Raw genomic sequence first — 14,337 nt, 5'->3', positions numbered from 1 at the left:
AGGCACGCCGCCAGCGTTCGTCCTGAGCCAGGATCAAACTCTCCATTATACGAGCTTTCAAGCGACCGAGTAAATCGATTGATTGAAAGTCGAGAAAGTTGAAATGCTCATTACTTAACTAGCTATTTAAAACATTGTTTGGATTTGACGTGATCCATTTGTTCAGTTTTCAAAGAACTTGCTGTCACGTTTTGTCGTGACAAGTTGTTATGTTATCAGCTTCTTCTAAGCTTGTCAACCGTTTGTTTCACATTCTTTTTCTTGTCCTGTGTTTCATTCGGTTAATGGCATGTCTCGGAAGCGACAAGAAATAATATACCATGCTCATTCGCAAAATACAACATGTATTTTTTGACAATTACCGACGGCATTTGAGTATTGGAATGACAGCCTATAAACCGTCCCGAGAAAACCCATAACGCCCTGCAAACAACTCCGTAGCGAATGCAACATCTACAATCCTCTTCTACTATTATCAGTACCACGCGAGCCTCATCCAGTATAAAACGATACAGCTTTACTCGCAATCATCTGTCACCCTTAACTTTAACTAGACGAATGACCGGAAGCTATAAGGGTATTAAGGTGCTTGAGTTGTTGAGGAACAACCATGAAAAAGAGCCAACCCCTAAAAAGGAATTGGCTCTCTACTTTCATTCAGACGATAATGTTCATCCTTCGCCTAGCAAACGAAGCAGCTCCGCTTCATCTTCAATGACAGTAATGCCGAGATCACGCGCTTTCGTTAGCTTGCTGCCAGCGCTTTCCCCGGCAATGACGAAGTCGGTCTTTTTCGATACGCTTCCCGACACCTTCGCGCCGCAAGCCTCTAGCTTCTTCGCCGCTTCATCACGGGACAGGCTTGGCAGCGTTCCTGTAAGCACAACTGTCTTGCCCGTGAAAATACTATCCACACGAACCGCTGGCGCTTGCTCCGCTTCCGCTTTAACACCGAGCGCCCGCATCCGGGCGATACTTCCGGCCATAATAGGATCGGCAAAGAAGTTAACGATACTGTCCGCCACTATGCCGCCGATATCTGGCAAGCCGACAAGCTCCTCTGCCGTAGCCGATATAATGGCATCGAGGCTGCCATAATGATCGGCAAGCATTTTGGTCGTTGCTTTACCGGTATTCGGGATGCCAAGCGCGAACAAAAATGCAGCAAGGTCACGATCTTTGGATTTTTCAATCGCTTCCAGCAGCTTGTTGGCCTTCTTCTCTCCGAAACGGTCCAGCTTAATCAGATCATCATATGTCAGCGAATAAAGGTCCGCAGGATCACGAACGTCAGTATCCGCATAAAGCTGTTCTGCCGTCATAATGCTGAACGCCTCGATATCCATTGCATCCCGCGAAGCAAAATGCGTGATACGTCCAATCATCTGCGGACGGCAGCCAAGCTTGTTGTTGCAGAACAAATGAGCGCCACGCTGTTCAAGAACAGTTCCGCATGCCGGACATTGCTCCGGGAAAACGATCTCTTGGCCTGGCTCCTCATCGGCCTTGCCCAAAATTTCCGGAATGACATCATTTGAGCGGCGAATCACAACAAGCGTGCCCAAAGCATGCTTCAAGTTTTTACGCTCAATATCGCCTATATTGTTGAGCGTACAGTTTTGAACCGTCACGCCTGCCAGCTCTACGGCTTCAACCCTTGCAACAGGCGTGATTTTCCCCGTACGGCCTACTTCCCATGAAACAGATTCCAGAACAGTCGTGGTCTCTTCTGCTTCAAATTTGAAGGCAACCGCCCAGCGCGGGAATTTGTCGGTATAGCCGAGAGCCTCCCTGGTGCGCATATCTGTAAGCTTAACGACAGCACCGTCTATAAGATAATCCAGCTCCAACCGGCGCTCCGCAATTTGCGCAAGCTCCAGCTGCACCTCTTCAATCGTATCGAAGTATGCGGTATATGGATTCACTTTAAACAAGTTGTCGCGTAAAAATTGCTGCATTTCCCGATGATCGGCAAACGATATGCCTTCGGCATAGCCTACATTATAGAAGTAAGCGCTAAGCTTCCGCTCTGCCGTCACCTTAGGGTTCAAGTTCCGAAGCGCTCCTGCTGCGGCATTCCGCGCATTTTTGAGCGGATCCACCGCTGTCTCATTGTAGCGGCCAAGAACGGATAAGTTCATAATGCCCTCGCCCTGAACTTCAATCACGCCGCCCGTATATGGAATGTGCAGCGGAACCGAACGAATCGTACGCACTTGAGCGAGAATACCTTCGCCAACCGTACCGTTTCCGCGGGTGGAAGCCTGAACAAGCGCACCGTTCTCATAAGTTAAGTTAAGCGTAAGACCATCGAACTTCAGTTCAATGGCATAGTTCGGCGCAGGCAGCGGCTCTTCTTCCGGATGCTTGGCGTTGTAATCGGCAATCCCTTTCAGCACGCGCTGATTCCATGCGAGCAGATCCTCCGCATCCTGCGCCTTATCGAGACTCCAAAGCCGCGCGCGGTGGCGGTGCTGCTCAAACCCTTTGAGCAATTCGCCGCCTACACGAAGCGTCGGCGACTCCGGCAGCACCGTTCCGCTCTCTGTCTCCAGCCGTACTAGCTCGTCATAAAGCTTGTCGTAATCGACGTCGCTGATCGACGGCTGATCGAGCGTATAGTATTGATAGTTATGCGCGGCAATCTCCGCAGCGAGCTGCTTCATTCGCGCAAGCTGCGCATCCGTAATAAGCGGAACCGTTCCTTCTACATGAGCATCCACCGATAGCTCCCATCCCTTCGCCGAATCCATTAATCGTTATACTTTCGTAATAGGCGCGAAGCTTGCAAGCAGCCTCTTAACACCAACCGGCGCTGGAAACGCAATTTGCAGCTCCATGTCATTGCCTGTGCCTTTTACAGAGACGATCGTACCTTCGCCCCATTTGCCGTGGGCTACCTTGTCTCCAGCCGTGAATGATTTCGCGGCTCCTGCATCAGCACCCGCGCTTCCGCTTGATGTTGCCGCTTTAGCCGCTGCATCAAGCGGAGAGCTGATACGCACGCCCGCTCCGCCGCCCGATACGCCAAGAGAACGTCCACCCGCTCCTGGCGAACCAAATGCAGGCTGCCGGCCGGCCGCCGAAGAACTGCTGCTGCCGAAGCTGCTACGGCCGGAGCCGAAACCGCCGCCGCCAAAACTGCCAGAACGTCCAATCGTGCCGGCAGGCGATACGCCTGTTTTCACATGGTCAGGCACTTCTTGCAGAAATCTCGAAGGCAAGTTCTGATTCGTCCGTCCGAACAACGTCCGCATTCTAGCGCAGGTCAAGTAAAGCTGCTTCTCTGCCCTCGTAATGCCTACATAAGCAAGACGCCGTTCTTCCTCCAGCTCTTCATTATCATTCAATGCACGGCTATGCGGAAAGACGCTCTCCTCCATACCTATGATGAAGACAACCGGAAATTCCAGACCTTTGGCGCTATGCATCGTCATCAGAACGACGGAATCCTTCGCTTGCGCTTTGCCTTCTTCATCCGCTTTATCCATCGAATCAATATCCGCGATCAACGCAAGGTCAGTTAGAAACGCAACAAGCGTCTTGTCTTCGTTCCGCTTCTCGAAGTCCATCGTCACTGACAGAAACTCGTCGATGTTCTCCAGTCTTGCCGTCGATTCCAGCGTTTTCTCACGCTGAAGCTCAATCCGGTACTGCGACATTTCCAGCACTTTCTCCGTCAGCTCGGTTACCGACAAATAGTCGACCATCTGCGTCAAATTGTCGATCATATCCCGGAATTCCATAAGGAGCGCTTGTGTTCTAGCATTAATGTCCAGCCCTTGCAAATTGCCAAGAACGCCGAACATCGAGGTGCCGCTTCGAACCGCTTCCTCTGCAATTTTGCCCATTGTCGTATCGCCGATACCCCGCTTCGGAACGTTAATGATACGCAGCAAGCTAATATCATCATCCGGGTTGGAGATCAGACGCAAATAAGCGAGCAGATCCTTAATCTCTTTACGGTCGTAGAACTTGATGCCGCCCACGATTTGATATGGGATATCCGACTTGATCAAAATTTCCTCGATTACCCGGGACTGCGCGTTCGTACGGTACAAAATCGCATGGTCTTCATACTTCCGGTTGCCATTGTTTACATTTTTACGAATCTCGCCAGTGACGAAATAACCTTCATCATGCTCCGAATCCGCTTGATAGAGGCTGATCATATCGCCAGCACCCTGATCCGTCCACAGCTTTTTCGCTTTGCGGCCGGTATTCAGCTTAATTACCGCATTAGCTGCATCCAAAATGTTGGCCGTTGAACGGTAGTTCTGCTCCAGCAGTATCGTACGCGCTTCGGGATAGTCGCCCTCGAAATTCAAAATATTCGTAATGTCAGCGCCCCGCCAACGATAAATCGACTGGTCGCTGTCGCCCACGACGCAAATATTGTGGTGCTTGTCGGCCAGCATCCGGCAGAGCATGTACTGTGCCCGGTTCGTATCCTGATACTCGTCGACGTGAATATAACGGAACTTGTTCTGATAAAACTCCAGCACTTCCGGCATTTCCTTAAACAGCTCGATCGTCGTCATAATCAAGTCGTCGAAATCGAGCGAGTTGTTGGCTTTAAGCCGTTTTTGGTACATTTTATATACTTTGGACACAATGTCGGTAAAATAATCGCCGGTCTTCTGTTCGTAGCGTTCAGGCGACAGCAGCTCGTTTTTCGCTCCGCCAATTGCAGCCTGCACCGATTTTGGTTCAAATTTCTTCGTATCAATGTTCAAATCCTTCATACAGTTGCGGATAACCGACAGCTGATCTGCCGAATCCAGGATCGAAAAATTGGATGTAAAGCCGATCCGGCTAATATCTTTGCGCAAAATACGGACGCACATAGAGTGGAAGGTCGATACCCATATGTCTTGCCCCGAAGGACCTACGAGCGTTGCAACGCGTGCTTGCATCTCCCGTGCCGCTTTATTGGTAAATGTAATTGCAAGGATGCTCCAAGGAGCGACCCGCTTCTTCTCGATTAAATATGCGATGCGGTGCGTCAGCACACGCGTCTTGCCGCTTCCTGCTCCAGCCATAATCAACAGGGGACCGTCGGTCGCCTGCACGGCATCCCTTTGCGGGGGATTAAGCTTCTGCACCGCCTGCTCGATACTGATCGGATTATACATGAAATAACTCCTTTGTTCGCATTTGTTCGCCTAACTTCCAGTGTAGACAACGACCTGCAAAGTGTCAATTTGAAAGCTGTAAAAAATAATGGGAACTAGCAAAAAAGAAAGCTATTCCATCGGCGGTCGGCCCGCCTCTCAGAATAGCTTCCTTGCTGTCTGCCGCTGTACAAAAAACTATGCCCGGCTATGAACTGCCGCTACAGTAGACAATGCCGCTGCTAAGTCCTGATAGACGACATTACCCACAACAACTGTATGAGCAAACTCCGCCGCTTGCTGCGCTTTGTCGGCATTGTCGATGCCCCCGCCGTAAAAGACGCGGGCACCGCCTTGCGCGGTCTCCCGGACTGTCCGGAGCAGCGACATATCGCCGAATGTGCCGCTATATTCAATGTAGACGACCGGCAGCCGCATCAGCCTGTCGGCCATCATCACATGGGCGGCCACTTCATCCTCGTCCAGCGCCGTGCAAGCCCCGGTTATACGGGCGGCTGCGGCATCTTCGTTCAAAATAATATAGCCTTGAGCCGCCGTTTCCTCCCAAGGAACAAAAGAGCCGTATTCCTGCAGCCCCTTCGTCTGTGCCCCATTGATCCATTCCGCCCGGTCCGTATTCAGCACGATCGGTACAAAATAACCGTCGAATCCCGGTACCGCACCGTCCATCGTGGATACCTCAAGCGCGCAGTCGACTTCGAACCGGCGAATACGCGCCATCAGATCGACTGTATTCTCAAAAGTTACGCCGGTGGACCCGCCTACAATAATCGCATCCGTACCCGACATGCAGACGGCTTCGAGCGCCTCATCCGATATATCTTTCTCGGGATCAAGCTTGAACACATGCCGCCAGCTCCCGTACCATGCTTCCGTTCCGTTCATTGCCGCTTACCTCGCTTATCCCGTCATTACTTCTATGCTATGACAGGCTCGTGCCGGCTGTCAAACGATTACGGCTCAACGCGCCTTTTAGCCAGTATTTCCTCCGCGCTCCGAATCTTTTCCTGATCATAGCGGCTAGGCTTGGCAATCCGCTTCAAGTAAGTCAGACCTTTGGCGACATCTCCGTTATCCTCCATCGTTACACCATTCATAGCCATGGACGCAAGCGCACGCAGCGCGTAATCTGAGTCTTTTTCCGCCTCATAAGAACGAATCGCGCTCTCATAATCCCCTTTCATAACGAAGCGGTCTCCTTCCAGTATCCCTTCCGAATTCAAACTGAAGAAAGGCTGAACCCCGTCTAGAAGCGTATTATAGCCGCTTGAGCTGCTAAGCAGCTTGCCGCCCGCATCATAAGCCTGCACCGACCATATAAAATCTCCGCCGGGATAAACCGCGCCTAATATGCCGCTATTGCCGATAGCTGTTTTCTGGCCCTTTCCCCCTCCGGATTTCCCGTATCCATGCGGCTGCTGCCGAAGAGCTTCTACCGAGTAGACAGCATTTGTCTCTTTCCATCGGCCGTCTAGAGTCGTACCTGTGGAACCGATTATTTTCCCCTTCTCATCCCGCATGAAGTCTGTAATCGACAGCTCGTAGTAGCTTGCTCCCGGATAAGCCTCCCAAGCAAAGTTCAGTTGATCCCCCCTAATCACTTCTTTATTAGTAGGAGAAACAACTTGTACCTGCGGAGCGAAGGTAAGATCATAGACTTCAGTTGCCCCTTCCTTCAACGAGACGTAGCGTATCTGTGGGTCACCCAAATAGCTGCCGTTCACCTGCTCCGGCGTAACGCCTACGCCCACCTCATAATCCCCCTGAATTCCATTCGCGTCGTAAAAGCGGTAAACCCCCTCGTTGTCCGTTAATGCAATCGGGTAATAACCGAAAGGAGGCGAATGCCACCCGTTATTGTCTTTGGGGTGCAAAACGACATAAACATCTTTGGCCGGCTTGTCTCCGATTGTCACTTTCCCCGTCAACAAGGGCTGTTGGCTAGGATCGGTATGCCGGCTTTCCAGAACCTTTAGAAAATCATCCGTTTCTTTGATAAGATACGGCTCGTTCTCCCTGTTGTTCATCTCTTTCTCTTTGAGTTCCTTGAACAGTGCTTCGGCCTTGTCCCATTCCATGCCCCACATATAAAGCTTGGCCAATGATGATTTGGTCCGGTAAATATAAGGCGATGCCCCATAGGTGCGAATAATCTTCTCCAACTGCTGGATTGCATAGTCTCTTTGATCGGCAGTCGTGTTAATTGTTCCAGAAGAATAATTGCTGCCTACTGGATAAATAAAGATCCGATAATCACCTTGCTGTATATCGAATGCATCACCTGCTGAAAAATAGAGCGCCATTTCCGCCCGTGAATCGTTCGGGAACAGCTTCAGCAGCGCATCGTATTTCTTGTTGTCATACAGAATCGACGGCAGCGACCAATAGACTATAATGCCACCTAAAATGAGTAATACCGCCAGCCCAAGCAGCGTCTTCACCTTCACTTTAATCATCCGAATCATTCCACCCTTCCAGCAGTTCGGATTCTAAATAAAGGCCGCCTCCCATGGCAATAAGCGAATCCTGTCCCTTTTCCCGTTGCGCAAGTACAGATGGCTCTCCCTCGAACCGGTCCAAGTGAAGCCAGCCGGCTATGGGAATAGCTGCTATTAACAATAATGCCGCTGCAGCAGCTGACCACGGAATACGCAGCTCAATCTCCCACCAAGGCACATGCTGCGCACGTTTTATGACCCGCTCCATCTGCTCCTCGCTCAATCGAACAGCTTCCATCTCGTCATTCAGCGCTTTACGAATTTGATCGTCCTTCAAATAACGGCTCATCCCGCCATCCCCCTTCCTCCAAGCTAGCCTTCAGCAGCTTACGGCCGCGCTGCAGCTTGCTCTTTATCGTTCCTTCCGGTTCATCAAGCGTATCCGCAATATCTGCTATCGCCATATCCTGATAATAGTGCAGCACGATAACTTCCCTATACCGCAAAGGCAGCGCCATTATAATACTTTGTATAGTCGCCGACACTGCCCAGCCTTCCGAGCCTGGGCCAATCGCAGCGCCTGCTTCTTCCTCCATCCGTTCCCGAAACAACAATCGTTTCCATGAGGCACGCCTCATTCGTTCCCGGCAGCGATTGATGGTCATCGCGATCAGCCAGGCTCGAAGGCTGCGATCTGCCTTCAACTGATTTATTTTCCGGTAAGCGTCTATAAAGACGTCCTGGCTCACATCCTCCGCCAAATGACGATCTCTCAGCAGCAGCACTGCGGTTCGAAGCACCTCATTGCCGTACCTCTCCATCAGTTGACGCAGCGCGGATCCGTCTCCGCTTCTCAACCGGTCGATCATCTCTTGCTCCGCGCCCATCCCCTCACCTCTCTACTACCTATTGATGCGTCGACCTCCCATTAAGGTTGCATTTTCCAGAAAAATAAAAAAGAGCCGAAATCGCCAATCGGCGTTTCCGGCTCTGCTGTTGCTATTATTTATTAACCAACTGCCCGCGTGTAACGCCAAGCTGATTGGTCGCCTTCAATGTTTTCCATACTTTCGTACCGGTAATCCGGCCGTCAAGCGCATCGCGATAAAGGGCAAGCACTTCGCGGACTTTATCCGGTGTTTCTTCCAAAAACTCGACGCGATAGGACGGTACGCCAAGCTCCATGAAGTTGCGGATATATTCCGCACCGGATTGCTCAATTGCATTATATACCGTATTGCGGCAGCCTTCGTCGACCCGTACAGGGTGGGACATGCCGATCCGGTCCTGCAGCGATGCCCGGTGATCCTCGCATGGACGTCCGCAGTTCGTATAATCGGTACCTTCGCTCATGAACGTACAGTAGACGCAATGCTCCGTGTGGAACATCGGCATATGCTGCTGAATCACGATCTCCAGCGCGGACGTATCCGAATGCGTCAGCATATCGACCATTTGCTGAATATTCAAGTCATAAGATGGTGTAATCATGTCGAGGCCTGCTTCTTTAAACAAGCTGACTGCCTTATGATTAGCCACATTGAGCGAGAAATCGCCGATGAGCCGCGGAAACGGCTTGCCTGGATTTTCAGCCCGCGCACGCAGATAGTAGTACAAAGCGCCTGTATTGCGCACGAGCACTGCATCCGGCTGAAGCTTCAAGATGTTGGCGTGATAGCCGTTCTCCCCAGGCATATGAATGCGCGGTGTAGCCAGCGCAATCGGTTTGCCGGCTTTTCTTGCCGCTTCAATAGCTGCAGGGAATTGCTTAATGAATTCGAAATCGGCATAGATCATCTCGACATCAGTCTGTAGAGCAGCTTCTACTTGCTCCAAGTTACGGCACAACGCCGTCAACACGGGTGCTGTGACCGACTTGTTCACGGGTCCTTCTTCAGAAGCCGGAGCGTCGTCAAGCGGGTCGATCATCGTCTTCACGTAGACCGGCGGCTTCGGACGTTCGCCTGTCAGTTGCTCTACCGCTTCGCGGCGCATCCGGTTCAATTCACGCACCGGCACGATAAGGTCGCCTTCAAGCGCAACCTCCAATTGATCCAACTGATACAGTGTTCCGCCTAACCGGCCCAATTGATCCTCAAGCAAAGCAGCATCCATCGGGCGCTTGTTCGCTTGCTCCAGCAGCAGCTCAGAAGCAATTTCCACCGTATTGCCCTTCTGCACGTCTGTCCACCATGTGCGAAGCGGCTGGCCCGCTGCGCCTTCTACTCTCACATGCAGCGGAAATACGCGATAAGGCTTCTCCGTCTCATAGGTTGCCCGCAGACGTTTATCAAGCGCAGGGTCATTCGTTTTCCATACACGGTCGCCGACATGCACCTTCCGCAGATCCACGTCATTACGGCCAGGAACCAGCTCCAGCAGTGTCCCTTCCTGCGCTTCGCCTTCGATCTTCACGCCTTGGCGGCGCAGATCGTATACACGTCCGCCTTCTTCCTTCTTCGTCGGATCGCCAGCATCGAATACGACGCCATCGCCGCGCTTCAGCGGAGCGTCCAGACGAACTGTCACTGCGTCGCGAAGAATACGTTCAACACGGCCGATGTAGACGCCGCGGCTTTTCGGGAACGTGCCTTCTACGAGCTTTTTATTGTTCGTACCGTCAAGGAAGCCATGGGTAAATCCGCGCGAGAAGCTTTGCTGCAGCTCGCGTACTTCTTCCTTCGAAGGAGCGGAGCGGTCGCCATCGAAGTAGCGGTCGATCGCCTTGCGGTATTTGCTTACTACGTTCGCAACGTACTCCGGACTTTTGAGCCGGCCTTCAATTTTGAACGAAACGACTCCCGCTTCAATCAGTTCCGGCACGAGATCAATTGCGGCCAGATCCTTCGGCGACAGCAAGTATGCCACATCGCCCATTGGCTTATGCTCGCCGTCCACCATCAAATCATATGGCAAACGGCAGGCTTGTGCGCATTCGCCGCGGTTCGCCGAGCGTCCGCCCCACATTTCCGATGTCAGGCACTGTCCCGAATAAGAAACGCACAACGCGCCGTGAACGAATACTTCCATCGGAAGCTTCGCTTGCTCGCCGATTTTCTTAATTTGCTTCAAATTGTTCTCGCGGCCCAATACGACCCGCTCCAGCCCAAACGGCTTCGTAAATTCAACCGCCTCCGGCGAAGTAATTGTCATCTGGGTCGAACCATGAATCGGGAAGTCCGGCGACAGCTCGCGAATGAGCTTCACCAAGCCCAAATCCTGTACAATTACAGCGTCCACACCCGCATTAATACACATCTCGATCAGCAGCTTCGCATCACGCAGCTCGTCTTCAAAAACGAGAATGTTAAATGTCAAAAAACCTTGTACCCCATAGCTGTGAAGAAACGCCATAATTTCCGGCAGCTCCTCGCTGCGGAAATTGTTAGCCCGAGCGCGCGCATTGAACTTTTCCACGCCAAAAAAAACTGCATCCGCTCCGTTGGCAACCGCGGCTCGCATACAATCCCAGTCGCCGGCAGGAGCCAGCAGCTCGATATCTCCTCGTTGTATATTCATATTCATCCGAATTTCATTCCTCCAATAGTAAAACTACTATTGCTAGTGTAACAAACCGCCGCCGCATATGCCACCACCCAATACTGGCAGAGACTGAATCGGAGACATAAAAAAGCCGGCTCCATTAAGGAACCGGCTGGACAAGACTACAAAACGCCTAGAGAAATTTAATAGATTGAATGACAGCATCCAAACGGCCAAGCGCCGTTGTTGTCGCATTCGCATCTGTAATGGAATATACGAGCAGCAGCACATTGCCATTATGCTCGACGAAATAAACGTAGTCCGTCGAAGGAAGATTGTTGGAGTCCACATATTTGACAACTATTTTCTCTGCCGATTTGCCGCCAATCGTCGTTGAGGAAGAACTGGAGATCGTGTTCCGCTTGTCTCCTCTTATATCCTTCAAGATACTGTTCGATACATTCAACACCGTATCATCCTCATAGATGTAGCCTGCAAAGCTGCCGAATCTATCGTAGTAGAGAAACTCATCGGATTCGAAATCCGTCGCACCACCGTTCCAGAACGCTGGAAGCTCAATGGAATATTTATACGTATTGCTTTTTTTCGTTAGTTTCTTCGTACGGATGGCTGTGTCATTCTCGTCCTCGATCAGACCGAACTCCCGCTCCACAAATGCTGTATCCAGTTCAACGCTAGCCATCGTCTTCTGGAACAACGACTCGCCTTCCGAGCCCAGCTTCACATCATAGTTGAAATCAAGCGCATAGCGGTAGTTGCCGACAATAAGGAATACTTCATTGGACCGGTGCCAAGTCTTCTGATCATAAGTAAACTCATTAGACAGCACAAGTGCCTTGCCGTTTTTAAGCGTTATTTCCGAAAGCTTCTCGTTACGCAAATAGTCCGGCTGAAAATCCTCTTTCAGGATGGCCTGTCTGCGCTGCAGCCATTTTTCCGCCGTATCCCCTTCAGTGAGGGATGTGATCTCTAATTCGAACAAGCTGTCTTTACTGAAGAAGGAAGGATTCGTAGATTCGGTATCCCGATACCAGCCCGACGGCAGCTTCACTTTCAAGCCGTAATCTTTATCATGGAATTCAATAAGGCCGTTTACGACTTTCGTAATATCTTTCAATTGTTTGTCGGACTTGTCAAAGCTAGGTTTAAAGCTGTTCAATAAAGTTTGATACGAATCTAGCACTGCCTTTTCCTTGCCTGCAGTACCGACAATGACCAGATACAAATCTTCGCCTTTCAGAATACCCCGGTATTCGAAAAGCTGTTCCCGCTCCTTCGTACGCGTGACGATTTTTTCAACGTTGTAGCCGCCGACCGTTAACGTACGCTTATCCAACGTTACTTCGTCAGAATCAAACCATGCCTGTATTTCTTTGCGAACCTCTTCACTCGTCAGCTCTCCGACATTTTTAATCGTAGCCACGACAACATGGCTGCTTTTCGCATCTGCCCAAAAGACGATCGCTCCGTCATCGCTTTGGTTTGCCAGCGCCAGGCCCGGCGGGTAGTTCATCGACCAGCCGAGATAGCTGTCGCCGACTTTTGTTTTGCCATAGTCGGTGTCGATACTGCTTCCTCCGCCCGCACTATTCGCGCGATTGCCCTTAATGACGATTTCCTTCGTTGCCGAATCTTTGCCAATCGTCGCGCCAAATGCTTCAACGATTACACGTACTGGCACCATCGTCGTATTTTTAACGATAACAGGGGCAACCGTTACCGTCTTGGAAACGTTGTTTACTTTTACGGTTTTACTGCCGATCGTAACAACGACCTTCTTATCATTGTAAGTCAGTGTAATGATTTTATTGTCCTGCAATTGAAGCGAAGCACCAAATGCTTTCGTGATAACGCTGAGCGGAACCATCGTCGTTCCGTTCGCTTCGTAAGGGGCTTGCACCTTCAAGCTTTCACCGTTGATGTTAACGGTAGAACTGCCGATTTTAAATCGAACCTCCACCGTTGCTGATTCATTTGCTGCGAATACGGCTCCTGGCAGCAGGCCGACTACAACCAGAACGGCGAGCAGCATGAGGAACGAGCGTTTCATTTTAACAGTCATATCGTTTTCAATTCTCCTCTTTAACTATCGATTTTAATGGAACTATTTCGCATCGGAAGCGGCTAGCGTAATTTGGCGCGTAACGAGGTCGCCGTCAATCATCAGCATGATGCTCACTTGCTGGCCCGGCAAATAGGACTTCAGCAGCTCGTTCAACTCAACGATCGATGAAATTTGTTTGCCAGCTACCGAGTAAAGCACATCACCAGTCTGGATGCCGAGTTTACGAGCCGATTCGGATTTTACCGAGGTGACAGTCAACGGCTCCGATGTTGGCAAACCTACGATCGCCTCCCAGCTTTCCTCCAGCTCGAATCCAAGCGACGCCCGTTTCACATATCCATATTTGAAAAAGTGATCGGTCACGTATTTCACCGTATCGGCCGGAACGGAGAAGCCGAGGCTGTCGACGCCCTCGTCTACGAACTTCAATGTATTGATGCCGATGATCTCGCCCTTCATATTGACGAGCGGCCCTCCGCTGTTGCCCGGATTAATCGCCGCATCCGTCTGCAGCAGCCGGTAAGCCGATGAGATGGAGCGATTCATGCCGCTGAGGACGCCTGTTGTCGCCGAGTTTCTTAATGTAAAAGAAACCGGAGTACCGATTGCAATAACGGTCTCACCCACCCGCAGCTTTAATGGCAGCGGCGCGAATTTGGCGACCGGCAGCTTTGTTGCATTGATTTTCACCAATGCTAAATCGCTGGTTTCATCCATATTCGATCGTTTCCCGCTATATTTCTTGCCGTCAGCAGTTACGACCGTAATATTCTTCAGATCCTTCACGACATGGGCGTTCGTCAGTATCCAGCCATCCGCTTTCATAATGACACCCGTACCGTGCTGCAAGGCGTACCGCTTATCGCCTCCGCCGTCATAGTTGCCTATAATGGCGACTACCGAAGGGGATGCTTTCTCGATAACGGACGGGATATCCGCCGGCGTATACGAATACGTCTTCGTTGAATCATTGTAGCTTCCAGCTCCGCCAAGCTGGTTAGTCAATGAAGATGCTTTGACGTAAACCTCGCCATTTACTTTTGTAGCGCTTAGTTGAAAAGCCCCTCCTGAGCTGGCCGATCCCGCAGCGAATGCAGTCCCTGCCAGCAGCAGCGCTCCGGCCGTACCCAAGACAACCGCACGAAGCATATTTCTTCGCACTCTCTCACTCTCCCAATTCGGAAATTCATAGATT

The 14,337-nt window shown here is 51.0% G+C and carries 9 protein-coding genes; all 9 read right to left on the bottom strand.

The genetic code is table 11. From position 1 onward, the window contains the following. Window positions 1–671: 671 nt before the first annotated feature. The 9 genes from ligA to IEX98_RS24155 all read right to left on the bottom strand — a co-directional run bounded on the left by ligA (window position 672) and on the right by IEX98_RS24155 (window position 14,303). Window positions 672–2,666, bottom strand: a complete 1,995-nt coding sequence (ligA, locus tag IEX98_RS24195; protein WP_229692368.1) for an NAD-dependent DNA ligase LigA — start codon at window positions 2,664–2,666, stop codon at window positions 672–674. A 93-nt stretch (window positions 2,667–2,759) separates the two neighbouring features. Then, window positions 2,760–5,135 (bottom strand): DNA helicase PcrA, encoded by a 2,376-nt coding sequence (pcrA, locus tag IEX98_RS24190; RefSeq protein WP_188892259.1) that lies wholly within the window; start codon window positions 5,133–5,135, stop codon window positions 2,760–2,762. 177 nt (window positions 5,136–5,312) lie between these two features. Continuing rightward, entirely contained in the window at window positions 5,313–6,020 is a 708-nt protein-coding gene (locus IEX98_RS24185) for a heptaprenylglyceryl phosphate synthase (RefSeq protein ID WP_188892258.1), read from the bottom strand. A gap of 68 nt (window positions 6,021–6,088) precedes the next feature. Further along, window positions 6,089–7,591 (bottom strand): tetratricopeptide repeat protein, encoded by a 1,503-nt coding sequence (locus IEX98_RS24180; RefSeq protein ID WP_188892257.1) that lies wholly within the window; start codon window positions 7,589–7,591, stop codon window positions 6,089–6,091. Beyond that, on the bottom strand, window positions 7,584–7,922 hold the full coding sequence (locus IEX98_RS24175) for a hypothetical protein (protein WP_188892256.1): 339 nt from the start codon (window positions 7,920–7,922) through the stop codon (window positions 7,584–7,586). Before IEX98_RS24175 ends, IEX98_RS24180 begins: the two co-directional genes overlap by 8 nt. After that, window positions 7,888–8,460 carry an RNA polymerase sigma factor gene (locus IEX98_RS24170; RefSeq protein WP_188892255.1) on the bottom strand — a complete coding sequence of 191 codons (573 nt, stop codon included), beginning with the start codon at window positions 8,458–8,460 and terminating at the stop codon, window positions 7,888–7,890. Before IEX98_RS24170 ends, IEX98_RS24175 begins: the two co-directional genes overlap by 35 nt. Window positions 8,461–8,575: 115 nt before the next feature. Beyond that, entirely contained in the window at window positions 8,576–11,098 is a 2,523-nt protein-coding gene (locus IEX98_RS24165) for a U32 family peptidase (protein ID WP_188892254.1), read from the bottom strand. Between the two features lie 151 nt (window positions 11,099–11,249). Beyond that, window positions 11,250–13,139, bottom strand: a complete 1,890-nt coding sequence (locus IEX98_RS24160) for a copper amine oxidase N-terminal domain-containing protein (protein ID WP_188892253.1) — start codon at window positions 13,137–13,139, stop codon at window positions 11,250–11,252. 42 nt (window positions 13,140–13,181) lie between these two features. Beyond that, window positions 13,182–14,303, bottom strand: coding sequence for a S1C family serine protease (locus IEX98_RS24155; RefSeq protein ID WP_229692362.1), 1,122 nt, complete (start codon window positions 14,301–14,303; stop codon window positions 13,182–13,184). Between the last annotated feature and the right edge of the window lie 34 nt (window positions 14,304–14,337).

The organism is Paenibacillus radicis (ex Gao et al. 2016), assembly GCF_014641555.1.
Classification (GTDB): domain Bacteria; phylum Bacillota; class Bacilli; order Paenibacillales; family Paenibacillaceae; genus Pristimantibacillus; species Pristimantibacillus radicis.
This window is presented reverse-complemented; position numbering and strand designations above follow the sequence as displayed.